16 protein-coding genes are annotated in these 19,438 nt (G+C 49.6%); 9 read left to right on the forward strand and 7 right to left on the reverse strand.

Annotated elements, in window-relative coordinates:
- Positions 1 to 312: 312 nt before the first annotated feature.
- Genes L6H65_RS09190 through L6H65_RS09205 form a run of 4 tightly spaced genes read left to right on the forward strand, consistent with a single transcriptional unit; the run spans position 313 to position 6,574 of the window.
- A complete protein-coding gene (locus tag L6H65_RS09190; RefSeq protein ID WP_236340305.1) occupies positions 313 to 1,701 on the forward strand; it encodes an NERD domain-containing protein kinase family protein in 1,389 nt (462 codons plus the stop codon).
- On the forward strand, positions 1,698 to 2,540 hold the full coding sequence (locus L6H65_RS09195) for a serine/threonine protein kinase (RefSeq protein WP_236340307.1): 843 nt from the start codon (positions 1,698 to 1,700) through the stop codon (positions 2,538 to 2,540). Before L6H65_RS09190 ends, L6H65_RS09195 begins: the two co-directional genes overlap by 4 nt.
- Complete coding sequence (locus tag L6H65_RS09200; RefSeq protein WP_236340315.1) at positions 2,524 to 5,313, forward strand: DEAD/DEAH box helicase; 2,790 nt, start codon at positions 2,524 to 2,526, stop codon at positions 5,311 to 5,313. Before L6H65_RS09195 ends, L6H65_RS09200 begins: the two co-directional genes overlap by 17 nt.
- Before the next feature lie 16 nt (positions 5,314 to 5,329).
- A complete protein-coding gene (locus tag L6H65_RS09205) occupies positions 5,330 to 6,574 on the forward strand; it encodes a hypothetical protein (RefSeq protein ID WP_236340317.1) in 1,245 nt (414 codons plus the stop codon).
- 17 nt (positions 6,575 to 6,591) lie between these two features.
- Here L6H65_RS09205 and L6H65_RS09210 read toward each other — a convergent pair whose 3' ends face one another.
- The 4 genes from L6H65_RS09210 to L6H65_RS09225 form a co-directional block, all read right to left on the reverse strand.
- A complete protein-coding gene (locus L6H65_RS09210) occupies positions 6,592 to 7,659 on the reverse strand; it encodes a hypothetical protein (protein WP_236340660.1) in 1,068 nt (355 codons plus the stop codon).
- A 24-nt stretch (positions 7,660 to 7,683) separates the two neighbouring features.
- Entirely contained in the window at positions 7,684 to 8,898 is a 1,215-nt protein-coding gene (locus L6H65_RS09215; protein ID WP_236340319.1) for an ABC transporter permease, read from the reverse strand.
- Entirely contained in the window at positions 8,895 to 9,605 is a 711-nt protein-coding gene (locus tag L6H65_RS09220; protein ID WP_236340321.1) for an ABC transporter ATP-binding protein, read from the reverse strand. Before L6H65_RS09220 ends, L6H65_RS09215 begins: the two co-directional genes overlap by 4 nt.
- 66 nt (positions 9,606 to 9,671) lie before the next feature.
- Positions 9,672 to 11,357 carry an alkaline phosphatase gene (locus L6H65_RS09225; RefSeq protein ID WP_371877683.1) on the reverse strand — a complete coding sequence of 562 codons (1,686 nt, stop codon included), beginning with the start codon at positions 11,355 to 11,357 and terminating at the stop codon, positions 9,672 to 9,674.
- Positions 11,358 to 11,639: 282 nt separating this feature from the next.
- Here L6H65_RS09225 and L6H65_RS09230 point away from each other — a divergent pair, with 282 nt between their 5' ends.
- From L6H65_RS09230 to L6H65_RS09250, 5 genes are all read left to right on the forward strand, one after another.
- Entirely contained in the window at positions 11,640 to 12,470 is an 831-nt protein-coding gene (locus L6H65_RS09230) for a hypothetical protein (RefSeq protein WP_236340332.1), read from the forward strand.
- A 181-nt stretch (positions 12,471 to 12,651) separates the two neighbouring features.
- A complete protein-coding gene (locus tag L6H65_RS09235; protein WP_236340335.1) occupies positions 12,652 to 13,785 on the forward strand; it encodes a plasmid pRiA4b ORF-3 family protein in 1,134 nt (377 codons plus the stop codon).
- Positions 13,786 to 13,937: 152 nt separating this feature from the next.
- On the forward strand, positions 13,938 to 14,339 hold the full coding sequence (locus L6H65_RS09240) for an ATPase (RefSeq protein WP_307728319.1): 402 nt from the start codon (positions 13,938 to 13,940) through the stop codon (positions 14,337 to 14,339).
- Between the two features lie 6 nt (positions 14,340 to 14,345).
- Entirely contained in the window at positions 14,346 to 14,711 is a 366-nt protein-coding gene (locus L6H65_RS09245; RefSeq protein ID WP_290370357.1) for an aminoacyl-tRNA deacylase, read from the forward strand.
- 133 nt (positions 14,712 to 14,844) lie between these two features.
- Positions 14,845 to 15,918, forward strand: a complete 1,074-nt coding sequence (locus L6H65_RS09250) for a LacI family DNA-binding transcriptional regulator (RefSeq protein ID WP_236340339.1) — start codon at positions 14,845 to 14,847, stop codon at positions 15,916 to 15,918.
- A gap of 57 nt (positions 15,919 to 15,975) precedes the next feature.
- Here the strand turns inward: L6H65_RS09250 and L6H65_RS09255 are convergent, their stop codons facing one another.
- The 3 genes from L6H65_RS09255 to L6H65_RS09265 are packed head-to-tail and all read right to left on the reverse strand — an operon-like array spanning position 15,976 to position 19,335.
- On the reverse strand, positions 15,976 to 17,148 hold the full coding sequence (locus L6H65_RS09255; RefSeq protein WP_236340341.1) for a glycoside hydrolase family 130 protein: 1,173 nt from the start codon (positions 17,146 to 17,148) through the stop codon (positions 15,976 to 15,978).
- Positions 17,149 to 17,162: 14 nt separating this feature from the next.
- Complete coding sequence (locus tag L6H65_RS09260; RefSeq protein ID WP_236340343.1) at positions 17,163 to 18,377, reverse strand: AGE family epimerase/isomerase; 1,215 nt, start codon at positions 18,375 to 18,377, stop codon at positions 17,163 to 17,165.
- Positions 18,378 to 18,390: 13 nt separating this feature from the next.
- The gene (locus L6H65_RS09265; RefSeq protein WP_236340345.1) at positions 18,391 to 19,335 is read right to left on the reverse strand and encodes a glycoside hydrolase family 113; all 945 of its coding nucleotides are present in this window, start codon (positions 19,333 to 19,335) and stop codon (positions 18,391 to 18,393) included.
- Between the last annotated feature and the right edge of the window lie 103 nt (positions 19,336 to 19,438).

A 19,438-nucleotide genomic window follows, 5' to 3' on the forward strand; every position in this document is an offset into this window, starting at 1 on the left:
GCGGATTCACCGATTAATATGCAAATTCCATAGGCTGTCCCGAGGGTGAACGATCCATCGGGCAGCCTGTTTTTGTCTTCGAAGGGTCAACGCCCCTCCGGGGAGCCTGTTTCTAACGGGATTTATGTCCTCACGGTCATCGGTCAGCCGGCCGTCTATCCGGTCTCCACGCATGGACATCGCTTTTTATTGGAAATACAAGGATTCTACAGTCTATTGTAGAATAGTTATAAAGACCTACTTCCTTCGAGGTGGTCCTGCATTGGGTGGGTAATACGACTCGCGACATTTTTCATTCGAGGGGGACACAACTTGGATTCCAAAATTATTTATGCCAGCACTCCTAAAGAAAACGAAAAGCTCCCTCTGCAGCTGCTTGAGAAGGCTTTGCCGGGAAGAGATCATATTGTCATATTTGGCGCTCATATCCCTACGAAAGGGCTGCTGGATCGGGAATTGGATATCCTGCTTCTGTCTCCTTCTGGCATCTATATTATTGAGCTGAAGTATTGGAAGGGGAAAATATTAAACACGCTGCACAATCTTCAGAAATCAATCCGAATTCAATGGCCTGACGGACGTGTTCAGGATAAAAATAACCCCCAGCTTCAGGCTTCCGACCAAGGTCGAATACTGAGAAGCGACATCGATTCAAAGCTCATTAGGGACCGCAGCGGAGGCACTCGCTTCCGGTTTAAACAGCCGATTGTGCCCGCTGTTTTCTTCACGGTGAAGAAAAGCGAGCTGGAGTTTACCGTTGACGAGGCCCGCTCCAGCGTTCCGGTCTATACGATGGATACGATTCGCCAGCTATGGGAGAACAAGCCGGCGCTTTACACGGAGCAAGAGCTGCAAAGTCTTATAAATATGTTCAAGATTGAGGAACAGAAGGTGGAGGGGAATTCGTTCCCGGAAGCCATCGATGAATATAGAATCGAGAAGCTGCTATTCCAAAGGGCGCATTATAGTGTCTATAAGGCGGAAAGTGAATTTGGTCGAAAAGTATTTCTAAAGGCCCATAAGATTGATCCCAAGCTGCTGAAGGATCAGGAGCAGGTTCTGCTCGACATTACGAAGAGGGATGGATTTGTCAGCGCCAAATTGGAAGGCAATCCGTACGTCCTGTTCCACAGCAATAACTTCAGGTTCGGGCAGTATATTTGCTCGGTCACGATGTGGCAGGATCATATGACGTTGGAGAAAATTATGAAGGAGAAGCGTTCGATAGCGGATAAAATCCGTATTTTGAAGGAAATTTTTAAAGCCGTCATTTCATTCCATGAAGCAGGTGTCTTTCACCGCGATCTGCATCCAAGGAATATTATGATGCAGTCCAATGGCGAAATTAAATGCATGAATTTCGATTTCTCGCGAATTGTTGGGCTGCGGACTGTGAAGCAGGGGATGCCGGATGCGGATTCGATGTATTTGGCGCCTGAGCTGAAGCCCTCTGAGGATGCCCTCCATCAGCTGGATATTGACCAGCATACGGACTATTACTCCTTTGGCTTTATCGCCTATGAGTTTCTTGCTGGTTCCAAGCCGTATGAATCGGACTTCAAGCTCTCTCATCTGTCTTTAAAGGAAATCCATCCCGAAATTGACGAGGAGCTGTCCTTTGCCATCGAAAGCTTGATCCATATGACGCAGTCTGAACGGGATTTCGGCTGGAAATTTCTTAGGGATGAATGGGGTATATGATGCTCCGCAATTTTTACGATGAATATGAGCTGCTGGAGCCTATCGATGGCGGGGAGAGTGCGGAGGAGTATTATACGTCCGTGCTGTGGTATGGCGCTTCCAAGGCAGATGAGCAAGAAGTGGCCATTAAGCAAATTTTATTGCGGGATTCCTTCGATCTCAGGGAACGCCGGGAAATTCGCAGGCTGCAGAATCAATTCCGGGAAGAGATGCGCACATTGAAGCTGCTTCAGGGTACGAATGGTGTCGTGCAGTTGGTCGATTACTTCGAGATTGAGCTTGAAATCATTATCGTTCTGGAGAAGGCGGCCGGCCTGCCCTTGAATCGATATATGCGCGAACGGGGCTTGTTCACTGTGGATAAGCTGTTTCGAATAGGTCAGAGGCTTGCAGCTATTCTGCAGGATATCCACCATAAACAGATTATTCATCGCGATTTGACCGCAAGCAATATTTTTATCGATGAGGGAGACTGCGTGACGGTTATCGATTTCGGACAGGCCTATCGAATAAGCGGCGTGATGGAGCGCGGCGCGGGAACGAGAGGATATATGCCGCCTGAAGCCTATCAGTTAAAGCATAAGCCAAGGGCAGCTTATGATGTGTTTTCCTTTGGCATTCTGCTGTTTATTATGCTGGAGGGCAGGCTGCCCTATCATCAGGAGCAGATTAACAGCGGGACCGCTCCAGCGCTGCAGTTTGTAACGTCCAGCCCGCCGGCGGCGCTGGAGCAATTGATTCGGCGATGTATCCAGATAGATAGGCTGCAAAGGCCGTCCGTTACGGAAATCAGATATCAGCTGCAGAGGATGGAGGAACATTATGAACGTTGTCGGTGATGCTGCATCAGGTCGCGCAATTCAGTGCCCTCATTCCGTATCCTTTCACTTGCATGACAAGTTAGCCCCGCAGTGGGATCTCATTAAGCAAGAGATGCTGACATCCCCTTGGTTATGGGTCGCCACACAGAACGGGAATTTCTTTCAGATTCATACGAAAAATATGAAGCTGAAGTGCGCCTTATACGAAAGTCGGGAGTTTCATAATGCTGCCTTCAAAATTACAGATGCTTCGGAGAGAACCTCCGGGGATCGAACGCGTGTGATCCGTTACGGCATCCCATTATTTCTTCAGCGTAAGCCGCAGTTTGTAACGGGGTCATACCGCAATCTTCCGCGCAATATGAATGCTTCTGGGCTGTTCGTGGAAATTGGACAGTGCGCGGCGAGGATGACGGATAGCTGGGTGCATGCAAAGGAACAGGCCGCGGTGAAAAGAGCCGACAAGCAGCGGGAAAGCGATTGGGCCGCACAGCTGCAAATGCTGATTGACATGCAGGAGAATCAGGAGTTCGCGGCATCCCGGATCGCCAGCTATCCTTTTCACAGCGTTGAGCCCATTCATCATACGACAACGCAGGGGGTTTCCTACGCGTTTCATACAGCTGCTTTCGATTCCAAATTCGTAATGAATGATCTGGCGTTGTCGGATGACCCGTATCCTTCAAGCTATGACGGATTAATAATGGGACGCATAATTGGCGCTGAACCGGGTAAGGTGGTGCTTTCTTTTCCGCGCACGGTCGATTTCGACAAAATCATACATACAGGTTACTTATTGGTCGTACCTAACAGCACGACATTTCGTGTTCAACGACGCGCGATTCAAAGCATTCTGGAGCGGAAATCTGTGAATCCTTATTTGCTGGATTATCTGATTTATGAGCAATACGAGCCTATTCCTGAACAGCGATTGCAGCTGCATACAGGCAGCTTCCAGCCCAAGCAGATCGAGGCGATTGAGAAGGCGGTTGCGGCGAATGATTTTCTGCTTGTGCAGGGACCTCCAGGCACTGGGAAAACGACGATCATTGTGGAGATGGTCAAGCAGTTTGTAAAGGGGAAGCAGCGGGTGCTTATCAGCTCGAAAAATAATCTTGCGGTCGATAATGTGCTGGAGCAGCTAATGGATGATGGAATCGACTGTCTTCGCCTTGGAAGAGAAGAGAGTGTTAAGGTTCCTGAGGTGAAGGAAATCTTAATGGACCGCGTGGCGACCAGGCTGCAGCAAAATATTATTTCTCGCTGTGACCGGAATCAAGCCGAGCTGACCGAGGCGATCTATGCGACGAAGCAGCATTTGCAGCGGAATCGGGAAGCTGAGCCGACAGTGCTTCAATATCAGCAGCATTATAAAAGCGCCTGTGAGCAGCATGCGGCATACAGCGCTGAATTTGCCCGCGTGAACCGCAGCTTCATCCTGCACCGGGCATGGGATGCCTGTTTGAGCTGGACGAAACGGATCTTTCCATTGTCGAAGCGGCATGACAGCTTCCATGAGGGATGGACAAGCAAGAGAGCGCAGCGGCTTCAGAGCAATCTGGCCTATACGAGCGCAGTTCGCCAATATGAGGAAGAGAATCAAGCGCTGGCACGCAGCGAAGTCGCTCTTCAAGAGGTGCTTGGGGAGCAGCTGGGGGTATCGCAAACTGCGCTTGCATCTCTTCGCAGTCCAGAGAGCTGGCAGCAGTTGAAGTCATCATTTGAAGAACGGCTGGACGGAATGCAGGGGCAGAAGACAATCGCTTCGGACTGGATTCAGGAGCTGGGCGAGAGACAGCAATCGCTCTATCCGCTTCTTGTACAATCCGTGCAAGTTGTAGGTGCGACTTGTATCGGGATCAATACCTCGCCGGAATACCGCGATGCTGAATTCGATGTTGTCATTATTGACGAAGCGGGGCAAATTACGATCTTCGACGCCCTTGTGCCGATGTCCAGAGCGAAGAAGGTTATTCTTATCGGCGATCATATGCAGCTGCCGCCTGTAGCTGATCCGCAGCTGCTGAAGCTGTGCAAGGAGGAGGAGCTTGATGAAGAGCTGCTGCAAAACAGCTTGTTCGAGAGGCTTTTCTATCAAGCGCCAGAAGACAACAAGGTAATGCTGGATACGCAATTTCGTATGCATCCGATTGTAGCGGAATTCATCTCCCGGCAATTTTATGAAGGCAAATACAGGTCCGGTGTGAAGCCGCATGAACGTCAGTTGAATTGGAGCTTGCTAGGCGCGCCGCTCGCATTCGTTGACACGGTGAATCATGTCGATAAATTTGAGCAGATGGAGATCGACGAGGATCATTATGTTTATTTCAACCTGCTGGAAGCAGCGCTGTGCTGCCGATATTTGATCGCGATTCTAAGAGAAGGCCAGAAGCCGAAGGATATCGGATTGATAACGCCGTACAAGCGGCAAAAAATCGAAATCGAGCGTATGCTGCCCGACCAATTGAGAGCTGCGGATTTCGAGGATCATGATATCTCCGAAGTGATGGATCAGTTGGAGATCGATACGGTGGACAGCTTTCAGGGAAGAGGCAAGGAGATCATTATTTACAGCTTTACCCGCAGCAATGCCGAATATGATATCGGCTTTCTAAGAGAGCTTCGCAGGCTCAATGTAACGATGACCCGGTGCAAATCGTTATTGATTCTAATTGGGGATCAAGAGACGATTACGCGCACCCGAGATAAGAAGGCAAGGGAGACCTTTGCCGATATGCTGCGATACATCAAGAAGCACGGTCAATACATAGATGCACACCAACAGATTTGAGGAGCTGACATAACCTATGGTCAACCATCGTCTCAAAACGCCTCTTCAGATCATGGCCCGCCTGGCTGCATCTTCCAACCCTGTTCAGCGAATTTTTCGAATCGATTATCCGGTCTATATTCTGCCCGTCAAGATGAAGGAGCGGATGAGCGAGCCTTATGAGAGCCTGGAGTGGTTCATTATTCGCGCGTTGGCCGAAGGGAATGTCGCAAGCTCGGCGGAGCTTGCTGCACTGCTTGGCTTCGAAGAGAAGAGCAAGCTGTTAGAGGAAACGCTTGTCCATTTGGCTTTCATTGATCATATAGAGCTGGGGCCGGATCAGCAGAGGGCTGACCTTGTTATTACGAAGCTTGGTCTTGAATCACATGCTCTGAGGCAAAAGGTATATGCGGTGGAAAGCCGCAGACTGCTTTATTTCGATGCATTAGGCTTGCAGCCTTTAGAGCGAAGCTTCTATGAGGATGCAACCTTTCGACTGTATCCTTTGGAAGATCGTGAAATTCTGCATAAGTCCCATACGGTAGACCTATGGGGTTCTATGGCGGCGGATAAGCTGCAAGCTCTCCTGTCTCTTAATGGTGCGGAGCGGTATCGATGCAATTTGCCGCAGGAGATGAATGACATTGCCTTTGATTTGGATTCCTTTTCTGGCGAGGGAGTGCCCGCTCTGACGGGATTGATTCATTTTGCCCCCTTGTATGTAGTCACGCTGGCGACAGATGAAGAAATGGAACACGGCATGCAGAACCAGGCGCTGCATGAAGTTCCATTCGAAATTTATGGAGGTGCGAACGGGAAGCGGCTGCCTTTCTTCGAGCAGCTTATTTTGCAGCAATATGCTGTACTGCATCCGATGTGGAGGTCGGTATTCAGCCGTGAATTTGCCTTTACGGATGAGCTGTTAATTGAAGGGCTGCAGCTGCATCCACTTATCCAATTGGGTCGATGTCAAGTAAACGAGGTCGGCAACTTAACGTACACGCTTCATGAAACGGATATTGCCAAATGGAGAGAGACCGATCATTTCCAACGTATTGTGCGGCATTTGCCGAAGACGAGACATTTGCCTCTTACCGATGCTGCAATATCAGGGAGGGTGCTCATCCTGCGAAAAGGGAACGCCCAATCGCAGGATGCGCTGTTAGAGCTGCTTCAGGAGAATTTGACGGAGCATTTGACTTCCAAAGGGTACAGTGCGCCATATATTAAAAAACAGCAGCAGGAGCTGCGGAGGCAATTCGATGAAACATGGGGGAGCTAGACCCGTTTCATTGGGGTCTACTCCACGATCTCCTCGAACGAGGCGTCATATAATCGGAACATCGTTTTATAACCCGACTCATCGATTTTGATGCCAACGTCAAGTCTGCCGGTAATTTTGAGCGGCCCTTTATGATGTCTCAGCTTCGTATCTTCGGGAACGAACACGATCATAATTTTGTTCCAGTACGTCTCATCACCATTGTCGAAGGGGCATTCTGCGCCTGGCTGTGGAATGAGCAGAAACCAGTTCTTGTCGAAGGACAATACCTCCCCCATGTAGCCATTGATTTCCACTTGGCTCCCACTTAAGTCCCAGAATTGATCGGAGGGTGTCGTCTGATCCTCATTGTCGAAAAATCCAGACCATCCGATTGTGCTGATTCCCTTCGGCTTGGTCTGTGGAACAGCAGTCGAGGCTGCTGTCTCTGCTTTTGCAGTCGAGCTGCTCGTCGTCTCCTTAGATGATGAACTCGAACCTTTAGATGGCTTCGAGCCGGCATTCTTGGCCGGGTCCTTGGCAGCCTTGCCGGGCTCCTTATTAGATCCCTTAGTAGACTCTTCGGAGTTCTCGGTCTCCTTGGAAGCTTTTTTTGAAGTTCCATTTAAGATTTCTTTCGAAGTCTGGCTTGAAGCCTTCTTAGAAGTCTCAATTGAAGTCTGATTCGTATTCTTCTTGGAGGATTTCTCGGAAGGTTCCTCGATAGATTCCTCGATGGATTCCTCGATGGATTCCTCGATGGATTCCTCGATAGATCCCACTGTCGGATTTGTTGCAATAGAAACGGAATTCCGCCCTGGCTCTGAGGTCGGTTGTTGTTCAATAGGTTCGGCGGGAGACACTTCGTGCTCGCGTTTTGGTTCCGAATTTGATTCTAAAGTTTGATCTGAGCGTTGATCTGAATCTGCTTTTGGATTCTCCTGATTAGAGGCAGGGACCTCACCTCGTGATGGATGATCTATTCTGTCCTGTGCGTTCTGTGCACTAGAACCCATCGCAAAGGAGCCTGCGCTTGATTGTTCAGGAGAGGGCTTGGTGCAGCCGGATTGCATCATAATAATGGCTGCCAGCAATAGAAGTGTCATCGTCTTCAAAGTTATCGCCTGCCTTTAAGATTTGAATAGTTGAAGCGGCTGCAGCCGGTACATTCGGTACGAGGGGATAATCATCGACAGGACACCCACTACAAGCGCACCAGCGATCACGTACAGGTGGAGGATGCTGACTAAGCTTGCGTCGATCTGGATGCCTGTGTAATGGAACAGCAGATCCTGGAACAAATAGCCGCCGAGATGTCCAATCCCAATTCCTATAATAAGACCTGCCGCGATGATCACGAGCCCTTCCCCGATGAAGATCGTAAAGATGTACCCTTTGGATTTGCCGATTAGCCGCAGCAGCCCGACATCCTTCTTGCGTTCATTCGCAGCAGCCGTCAACGATAACAGGATGGAGGCAGCGGCCAGCAGGATGCACAGAGCGGTCACAAGAGCGATAATTTCTGTTCCCCGATCAACAACATCAAGCACATCTGCAATGGCCTTGCTTGTAAAAGCAGCTTGAATGCCATGAAGCTGATCGAACTCCTGCTTGATTGTCTGAATGCCGCCAATGGACCTTGGCTTGATAAGTACAGCTGTTATTTCTTTATGCTCTGACTCTTCATGGACAGCCCAGGCGTAATCAATCGTTGTAAAGACAGCGCGGTCGTCAGGCGTGTGCAGAGCAGGCAGGATTCCGACTACTTTATAAAGGAATGCATCGTGCTCGTCATGTCCTTCTTCCTCTTCAGCCTCGTCAGCATCGAAGGAATGGTGGGCTTCCTCGACCAATCCATGACCGCCCTTGAACGTATCCCCGATCTCGATATGCAGGGAGTTGGCGACATGAGCGCCCACTACAACCTCGCCCAAGTGCTGATAGAGATTGCCTTCTGCCAGTCGCTGATCGCCATATCGGGTCTCAAAATATCCCGCATCCATGCCAACGATCGGATAACCATTGTAGTTGTCGCCAGTGGTCATGGCGTAGGCTTCGTCAACCTGTGCATTTGTCCGCAAGGACTGTAGCAGGTCGTGCGGGATGTTGCCAGTCGGAGCCCCGACATGATAAAAGGTGTTCAGCACCAGCTGCGTCTCGCTTCCCTCTGCTCCGATTACGAGATCAAAGGGGCCGTAACCCTTGGCAGCCCCTTTCTCGACACTTTCCTGACAAAGGATGAGAAAGATGATTAATCCAACGGTAATAGCTACTGTGGATACGGTTAGCGCGGACAGAAACTTCCGATGAAGGATGTTTCGGATGATTAGGGAAGTCAGCTTCATAGGGCGAGCTCCTTCCGTGATGGAGCGGTCGGCGCTTTCCCAGCCCGATGCGCCTCATTGAGATCGCTTATATGAACACGCTTTACGAATCTCTCAGCTAAATTCAAGTCATGGGTCACCGTAATGAGCGTTATTTTCTCCGTTAAACAAATATTCAACAGCAGCTCGGTAAGCTCGCCAGCCGTTTCCCAATCCAGACTGCCTGTAGGCTCGTCGGCCAGTATAAGGGGCGGGTTATGGATGAGCGCGCGAATGATGGCTACCCGCTGCTGCTGTCCTCTCGACAGCTGTGATGGCAGATGGTGCATCCTGTCATGGAGCCCCACCTGCTGGAACCAATGATTCAGGAGGTTATTTTTCTCTTTTAACAACAGCGTTCCGGGCAAGACCAGCTCAATATTCTGCTTGGCAGTCAGCGAAGGGATGAGGTGAAAGTCTTGGAAAATATATCCTATGCTAGTAGCGCGATACTGATCCCGCTGAGCTTCTGACAGTTGATGCAAGGGCTTGGAGAAGACATGAATCTCGCCTTTATCGGGACTTATGATCCCAGCGAGCAGATGCAGCAGCGTACTTTTGCCGGAGCCGCTTGGACCAATAATGGCGATTTTCTCACCTGCAGCTACGTCCCAGCTTGGAATGCTCAGAATTGGAATTTGCTTGCCTTGAACGGTAAAGCCCTTCGAAACCTGACGAATCGAAATCATCACTATTCACTCCTCATGCAAAAACAGGAGAACGACGTTCTCCTGTTAAATGGTGGATATTCGTGCTTATTTCAAAATAATGCGCTCGGAGAGTGCATCCCATTTCAACGCTGAACCCGTCAGCTTGCTGAAGGCATCCAATGGGAGGTAATAGGCGCCATTGTCCAGATCAGCCTTGTAGCTTGCCGCAGTGCCGTTAACCTTAACGGCAAGGGTGCTCTTATTGATCGATACAGTCCGATTGCCTTTGGAGAGGATGACTGCTGCTGCATCTGATTTGTACTTGCCGCCAAGCGCTTGCACAAGTGCCTGAACAGGATAGAGAACCGCTCCCTCACGGGACACCTTGAATTTCGGATAGAGATGCTTGGATTGGAGCTGTGCTGTAGCTTTCTTCAAATCGACGCCGATGATCTCTGCGGAAGCAAGCGCGATCCCGGTGTTGTCGATCTGCCCCTTGACCTTGGAAGAGATCGGACCGTATGCCCATACCCCTACATCAACGCCAGAGTGGCCGTGACCAGCCCAGCCTACCAGCAGGCGCTTGGAGATGACTGCATTGTAGCCGCCTTCTCTTCCATAAGAGGAGCCGTCGCCATCGAGAATTTGCTGTGCTTCCTCATCTGACAGATCGGTTATGCCTGTGTTTGCTGCTACAATCTTCTTGATATCAGCGATTGTGCCCGCCTCTTTGAGCGTGTTCGCTATCGATTCGGAGGAATGCTTTTGCTTGCCCCACTGATCAATATTGAGCTCGTAGATGTTGTCTCGGGACAACGAGAGGCCGCCAGTCTCATGGTCGGCTGTAATGACGATAGATGTATTGCCGTCCTTCTTGGCAAAGTCCATCGCTACTTTAACAGCAGCATCGAAATCCAACGTTTCTTGAATGGTCGAAGGGAAATCATTGGCATGACTGGCATGGTCGATTCGACCGCCTTCAATCATAATCGCAAAACCGTTCTTGTTGGAGGACAGCACCTCCAATGCTTTACCTGTCATTGCTGCAAGGCTAGGCGTTTTGGCATCGCGATCCGGTGTATAAGCAATGTGGGAGGAATTGAAGAGTCCAATAACTTTGCTGTTCTTGCTCGTCAATGCTTTCAAGGAAGCCGCATCAGTGACGTGCTTGTAGCCCTTAGCCGTGAAATCGTTAATGATCGATTTGTCGCTGCGCTTGCCTTTCTCATCCTTGCTTAAGAAAAACTGCTGTCCGCCGCCCAGAAGAACGTCGACGCCGCTTTCCAAATATTGCGATGCAATAGCGGCCTCGTTGTCACGGCTGCGAACATGGGAAGCATACACAGCTGGCGTAGCATGCGTGATTCTCGCAGTTGTTACGAGTCCAGTAGATTTGCCGCTCATTTCTGCAGCTTCGATGACAGAGGCGTATGGCTTGGATACATCCTCATTCGAGACACTGATGGCAGCATTATACGTTTTATTGCCCGTTGCAAAAGCTGTGCCTGCAGAAGCGGAGTCTGTTACTGCCCCGGATACGATTTTCCCCCCGTCCTCGCCCTTATCCGCATAAGTGGTTGCTTGACCAACATAATAGGCATCGAGATTCAAATGCTCCTTGCCCATTCTGGTCTTGGCATACAGCCGGGCAGCGGATACTTGGGCAGGGCCCATGCCGTCGCCGATTAACACGATCAGGTTTTTCGATTGCGGTTTCTTCGTGTTGTTGTCCTTAGCCGTTACGATTGATCCCGAAAGAACAACCGATAGCGCGAGTCCAGCAAGCAGCATTCCTTTGGCAGTTTTCTTCACAAATGTTTCCCTCCATTTATGTATATACTTGCAACCCAGATTCTACTTGCCGCGCATACGGGGAATGTTATGGCCCTGTTAAGAAATTATGAATGTTCCCGCAGATGCTGCCAGACTCACGCACAGATAGAATGCAGTGCTTGGCGGGATAGGATGCCGGTATGGTAGCATATAGTCGAATTACCAATCGTGATAAGGCGAACGTGGGAGGAATATGAGGCGGAGCGAAGCGCCGTCTCTAAGGATTTTGGAGGGAATTGCATGATGGAGTTGAAATTAACGGAGCAGCAGCTCCAGGAAATTGTTGAGTGGGAGGATCAGGATGGCAAGGATCGTGTTCGAAGCCACATTGAATGGATTCTGTCTCAATTGGAGCGAAATCAATATGTGGACGAGCAGGGTAAAACACAGGAGGGCGATGTACGCAAGAGTCTGGAAAAATGGTTGGATTCAAGACAACTGCTTCAGGTTGTATTGAAGAGTGAAGCTATGAAGGTCACCTGCCGCAAGGTGACAAATGACCATCAGGTCACGAAAGCGGCCTATTCCTGGGAGCAATCGAACCGTTGGTCAGGCGGGGAGAAATGGAGTAAAAATATGACGCTGTTTCTCGGCCTTCTGAATTATGTTGCCGAGCGCCGTCAGTATATTAAAGCCAATATGAAGCTGCACCGGACGGTTATTTTGGACAATCCGTTCGGCAAGGCATCCAGCGATCATGTGCTCAGCCCCGTTTTCTTTATCGCCGAGCAGTTGGGATTCCAGATCATCGCCTTAACCGCCCATGCGGAAGGAAAGTTTCTGCAGGACTATTTTCCGATCGTTTACAGCTGCCGCCTTCGGAGCACCACGGATGCCTCCAAGCAGCTCATCGAATCGGCCCAGCGGGTACAGCATGCTTATTTCCGGGATCATGCTCCTGAAACGTTGGAGCGGATTGATTCACGGATGGATCAGATAGATATGTTTTGGGAAAGGTTCTTCTGGCGACTAGCTATACGAAACCTGCGTATACTCTTGCCGCTGCAGATCCGGGGTGCAAGGAATAAACCTCACAGACAGTTGGCTTGGTATAGTTTTATGGTATTGTGAGAGTATTGTGAGAATAAAAAAGAGGAGTGAGTGCTATGGCAAGCTATCTGCTTCTGAATTCTTAGTGGTTTATATTATTGATAACATTCATTTCTTTTTTTGTTCCTTATTTTTATCATTAGGAAATGCTTAAGATGGGATGGTCTTGCTTCTATGCTTGGAAAGAGGGGAACTGACGACAATGGTGTATATTTGCAGAATCGAACTGGATGAGATCAAGCCAAAGATTTGGCGGGAATTTCAATTTCATCCGGATGTGACGTTTCATCAGCTTCACAAAATCATCCAAGTGGTCATGGGATGGGAAAATTACCATTTGTACGAATTTCATGTGAACGAGAGAGTGATCGGGCTGCCCGCTCCGTCATTCGAACATGTGAAAGATCGTGAGGTGCTGAATGCCCGGAGAGAATCCGTTCAGAAGCATATTCACGAGGAAAGTACTTTTTTTACCTATGTTTATGATTTTGGCGATGATTGGAGGCACACGGTTACGTTGATCAAAATCGACTCATCGACATCCGATCCAGCGCCTTTGTGTCTGGATGGAGCCCGCAGCTGTCCGCAGGAAGATGTAGGCGGCGTTTTGGGACATCAGCATATGCTGGAAGTATTGTTTACTCCCAATCATCCGGAACGGGATCAATTTATTGGCTGGGTTCGAGAAGGTTACACTCCTGAACATTTTTCCTGCGAAGAAGTGAACATGGAGCTTTTGATGCAAAAGGACAAGCTTATACCCAAATCACACATTAAACGATCAGATGGCAAAAAACCTGTGAAACTTATGAAATCGACTCTGAATAAGCATTTGAAACAGCTGAGCAACGACCAATTGATCGATTTGGTGAAGGCTTGCTTTGACGCCAGTAAAGATATGGAGAAGTTTCTTGCTATTCGAATACTGGGCGATGAAGCGGTAAAGTCCCTGTTTCACGAGTATCGCAAGAAGGTTGAGCAACAATTTTTCCCTGAACGGGGTTTCGGCAAGCTTAAGCTTCAGGAAGCGAAAAAAGCGATATCGGAATTCGAAAGATTGACCGGAAGCGTCAAGTACAGTATGGAACTGCAGCTGATCTATGTCGAAAATGGAGTTGATTTCACCCTAAGCTACGGGGATATCGATGAGCGCTTCTACAACAGCATGGAGTCCGTGTATGCTGATGTCATTAATCTGGTGAATGAGGATGAAACAGCCGAGTTGTTCGACGAATACGAGGAGCGCATCGAAGCGATTGTCTCGAAAACGGAAGAAATGGGCTGGGGTTTTCATGACGGATTAGCTGCTCTGTACGCTCAGATACGTTGGATTTAGGTGAGAATTGCGGTCGTGGATTTGCCCGTATATGCACTTCTGGGTCGCTGCCCACATACAATATAGAATGAACTTTATTGTATGCGGGGGAGGCGATACCCGGCAATCTTACCTTGAACCAACGTCAGGAAACGGCTTGCCAGAGGTTTCGCATGAATGATCCGCTGATGGTTGTGTTCGCAGGAAACAACGGCAGCGGCAAAAGCACCATTCGCAACCTGATCGTGGACTCACTTGGAATCAGCATTAATATTGACCCCGATGCATTGGCCCGCAAAATTTCCTCCGAGCATCCGGAACAGTACCGAATTTCAGCAGGAAAAGAAGCGATTCAACTCGCCCGGCATTGTATTGCTCACAAGAGAAGCTTTTCGGTTGAAACTACGCTGGCAGGAGGCAACGTCGTTCGGCTTATGCGAGCTGCCAAAGCTGCCGGATTTACCCTCATGCTGTTTTATGTTGGACTTCGCGATGTCCGTCTCAATATTGAACGCGTTGCAAGCCGGGTTCGCAATGGTGGGCATGATATTCCGTCGGAGGATATCGGGGTGTAAAGCGCACTGGAAGGCGCAGACTACTTTGGCATTGAGATCGGACAAACAGCCCCGACTTTAATTTTGAAGACAGACAAAGGCTATTATTCTCTCATCCTTTCGGGTGATTATGGACGAGTTGATTTTGAAGTGTTAAAAGAACTTTTGAAGCTTGATGAGATCAAATTGGCCAAGCCGCAAGAAGTAGAACAAGTTACAGGATGTAAGATTGGAGATGTATCATTAATAAATCCTAGCCTTCCTACGATAATGGACAGAGGGTTGCATCGATTCCCATATATTTATGGTGGAACAGGGATGTCGCAGACGACGTTGAAAATACAGCCCCGAGATGTAGAGAAGTTAAATCATGTCGTCGGATTTTTAAGATAGCTGACAATCGTAGGAGATAACGGAAATCTGATCTTCATCGATCCTAAATAGTTGCATGTATCTCTGCTCTTAATTTGTTATAATAAAAGGAGTGATTTATACAAACAGTTAGGTTAGCGGAGGTAGCATCCAGTTGAAGAGAATTACGATGCAGCAGATTGCCGACCATCTCGGCCTGTCCAAGTTTGCCGTTTCCAAGGCGCTCTCGGGCAAAGGCGGCGTAAGTGAAGCAACTAAAAAAAGGGTCATTCAAGCGGCCTCTGAGCTTGGCTATTTCGGGCAAAAATCCGCATATGTGAAAAATCAAATCCCTGCGGAAAGAAAAGCATCCATCCATGGCAAGCGGTCAGTGCTCGTGCTCATGCCTAATACTCGGTTTCAAAACAAGGAATCGCTTTATTGGGGGAAAATATTAGAGGGTATTTCCGAGGAGCTGGATGTGCGTCAGCTTGGTATGATTATTGTATCGGATTCCAGATCCGAAGATTTCTTGCATGTACTGAATCTGGAAGGGATTCTGGGCATGATCGGGGTCGGACAGATCGAATCATCGCTGTTGCTGGAGGTACACCGATTAGGGCTGCCGCTTATTCTTGTAGACCACGAGGATGCGCTCATTCCGACGGATACGGTATTTGCTAACAATAGGGACAGCATGTCGCGGCTATGCACGCATTTGGTCGGTCTTGGCCATACCAGACTTCATTTTCTCGGTGACATTCAGTTCTCAAGCAGCTTCCATGACCGCTGGATTGGCTTTCGGGAGGTGCTGGAATTGAACGGATTGACAGTGCCCGATCGTCAAGATCCGATGCTGCGGCTGCGTGGCGTGGAGATAGGTGAATATGGTTCGGATGTTAAGGAATGGATTGCAGCACAGAAGAGAAACAAGCCGATGCCTTCCGCGCTCGTCTGCGCCAATGATTCCATTGCCCTGCACGTGCGGCAGCTGCTCAAGGAAGCGGATATAGAAGTGCCTGCCGGAATGGCAATCACGGGATTTGACAATATCGACGACGCTTATCGCAGCGATCCGCCGATTACGACTGTTGATGTGCCGAAACAGGCGATGGGCCATAGAGCGGTTAAGAGACTTCTGGAACGCATCAGCAATCCGGAACAGCCCTATGAAAAAATATTAGTGTGCGCCGAGTTGGTTCATCGGGATTCTACAGCAGCTCCGGTGTCGGCAGACGCGCAAAAATAAAGGCTAGAGCGGAAAACTTCCCGCTCTAGCCTTTTGACATTATTGTGGCTGCAGAAACTAGCGAAGTGACAGATTGCGGTTAATCAGTTCAATCCGCTGGGCCACGCAGGCATAGGAGCGGAAAGCATCCTCGGGCGTATTCAGAACGTAGTCCAGCAGACGGTCTACCGTTGTGGCAGCCACATGGATACGTGTATCGGAGGAAGCGTAATAAATATAGACGTCGCCATTCTCGGTTGCAATAACACCATTGCAGAACACCACATTGGATACATCGCCTACGCGCTCCTCGCCTTCCGGCGCAATCAGGTGGCCGCCCGGACGATAAGTGGCCTCATACGGTTTGTCCAGATCGGTGAGAAACGCATACAGTACGTAGCGTAGTCCGGCTGCCGTATTGCGTACCCCGTGGGCGATGTGGAGCCATCCGTGCTTCGTCTTGATCGGCGCAGGGCCTTGACCGTTCTTGACTTCTTTAATCGTATGATAATGACGTTCGTCGATGATGATTTCGTTGTCGATGACCGCGTTCTCAATAGACGCCGACAATCCCCAGCCGATGCCGCCGCCGGAGCCCGTATCGATGAAACCGTCCTGCGGACGTGTATAGAACGCATACTTGCCGTCCACGAATTCCGGATGAAGCACGACGTTGCGCTGTTGGGCGGACGGGGTCTTCAGATCAGCGAGGCGTTCCCACGTGACCAGGTCTTTCGTCCGTGCGATGCCACACAGTGCGACTGCGCTGGAAAGGTCTCCGCGTGGAGCGTCAGGATCTTTCCGCTCGGTGCAGAACAAGCCGTAAATCCAGCCGTCCTCGTGCTGAACGAGACGCATATCATATACGTTCGTATCTGGTACGTCCGTTTCCGGCATCACGACAGGGTGGTCCCAGAAACGAAATCCGTCTACGCCGTTATCGCTTTCCGCGATGGCAAAGAACGATTTGCGGTCAACGCCTTCCACGCGTGCGACCAAATAGTATTTGCCGTTCAGGTAGATCGCGCCCGGATTGAGGATGGCGTTGATTCCAAGCCTTTCGGAGAAGTAAGGATTCGTCTCCGGGTTATAATCATACTTCCAGATTAACGGCGCGTGCTGCGCTGTGAGCACAGGGTATTTATAACGGTCATAAACGCCATTGCCCAATGGCACCGCTTCGTTGCGTCGGTTAAGCAGCGTTTCGTAACGTTCGGTTAATTGGTTCTTTCGTTCCTCGAATAGATGCATAGTATGTTCCTCCGTTAATTTTGGTGTAGGGCGAGGGCTTGCCGCTCCAGCCGCTCCAGCATTTCCAGACAGGCGCGGCTATTGTGGTAGGGGCACTTCCACGGGCTGACCTTAGGCTCATGGGCCAGCGGTTTGCCTGCCTGATCGACACCCCAGTACCATTCCCCGCCAGTCGGATCGACGATGTAAGCTTTAATGAAGTTCCAGCAATTCCAAGCGGCGGCCCGAAATTTATCTTCCCCTGAAAGCTGATAGGCATTGTAAAATCCGACCATCGCTTCGGCTTGCGGCCACCAGTCCTTGTTGGAATCTGTCACGCCGGATTGATCTGCTTCGTTCCATATGCCGCCGTCCTGGTCGATGCCATCAGCAAGAACGGCCTCCGCCATCGCAAGCGCCATTCGTTCGACGCGCTCCAGCAGAGAAGGGGTGCCAAGCACCTCGGCAGCCTCGTATAACAGCCAGCTGCCCTCAATATCGTGGCCGTAAGATATATGATGGCCTTTGACCTGCCAGCTCTCGTCGAAGAACAGTTCGAATCTGGCATGCTTAGAGTCAATAATATGATCCAGTGTCACCTCAATGAGCTCGGTCAGGCTGCGCTTCAGCTCTTCTGATTTCCATACCCGATAGAGATTGGTATAAGCTTCAAGGACATGAAGATGCGTATTCATTGATTTCTTCTCGTTCAAATCCTTATTGCTCAAGCTAAGATCGTCAGTTTGCTTCCAATCTAGTGTCAGCGCCTCGATATAGCCTTTATGAACGGGTTCATAGGCATACCGCTCCAACAGCCGATAAATGTCGATTGCCAGATCGATAGCCTCCTGGCTGCCGAAGGCGCGGTTATATTCTGCCAATGCGTAGATGTAAAAAGCCTGTCCGTACACCTGTTTTTTGGTTTGTGCGGGCTGCCCGGTATAATCAACGCTCCAGAATAACCCGCCATTATCGCGGTCGATGAAATAATTTTTCAAATAATCGTAAGCTCGATCGGCCATCTTCTTATATTCGGAGTTTGGGAAGAGCCGATATGCGGAAGCAAAGGACCACAGAATGCGGGCATTTAATACGAGCCCTTTGTCTGCACGGGTATCGATTCGAAGCTGCCCATCGATCTCACCGACAAATCCGCCATGTTCGTCATCCACCGTCTGCTCCATCCAAAAGTTTAAAATATTGCCTTGCAGCTCGGCTTGCAGCTCTTCTTTCCATTGTGCTATATCCATCGTGCAGCCCTCCTTATCGTTTCGATGCATAGAACTTCGCAATCACCGGCTCTGCTTCCTTGCCATAGACACAGTAGCCATCATCATGTGCGGCTTGTTCGCGCTCGTACACGATAGCCGGCCAATCCCATAACATAAAACCGCGAACCCATTCACGCTCGGCGCATTTAGCAAACATCATGCGATAGAAATCCGCTTGCTCGGTTTGATTATGCTCACCTTGAAGCATCCAGTCGTTCGGGATGGCGGCAGAGCCAGTGCGGCTTGGGCAGCCCGCCTCCATGAAGAAGAACGGTTTGTCGAACTGCTTTACGACGTCTTCAATGCGGTTCAATTGACGGTCCCAATCCTGAATGGGATAGTATCCGCTGGAGCTGATGATATCAACCGCATCCCACCAAGCTACATTATCCTCCTGATATTTGTCGCAATTGTAAGTAATCAGGCCGCTGTACACCTTCCTTACTTCAGCGATCAATTGGCGCCATTCGGTTTCCCTGCGGTCAGTTTGCACCATCTCGCAGCCAATGCATAACATTTCGCAGCTGGTTTCTTCGGCCATCTTCGCGAAATGCAGGATGTAAGCGCGATAGGAGGCGAACCACTGGCTCCACTTGGGTTCACAGGGTACGTCCTTATCGAAAAAGTTAATGTGAGCGCGCCATGTGCCATCCGCGCAATTCACAATCGGCTTCAGACACACTTGAAGACCTAACGATTTGGCTTTGCGGATCGCCCAGCGCACTTCATCGTCAGTGACAGTCGGCTCGTCCCAGTACGGGATTTCCGTGGAGAAGGCAGTAGCCTGAAGCGCGGAGAACGCGATGGCGGTCCAGTTCGAATTCGTAGATTCAGCCATACGTTCCATCGACAGAGAAGCGGATTCATTATTCCATGTGCCTCTGACACCCATGAAACCCCAAGTCATACCAGCAATAAATGGTTCAGATAATTGCATTCTGTTCACCTCGTTAGTTTGATTTGCGTCTTTTGTTAGCTTTTGTTATCAATAACGATAACAAAATAACTACTTAACAGATACTATAAAGATAATTGTTATT

It is taken from the genome of Paenibacillus plantiphilus (assembly GCF_927798095.1).
In the GTDB taxonomy this organism is placed as follows: Bacteria; Bacillota; Bacilli; order Paenibacillales; family Paenibacillaceae; genus Paenibacillus_Z; species Paenibacillus_Z plantiphilus.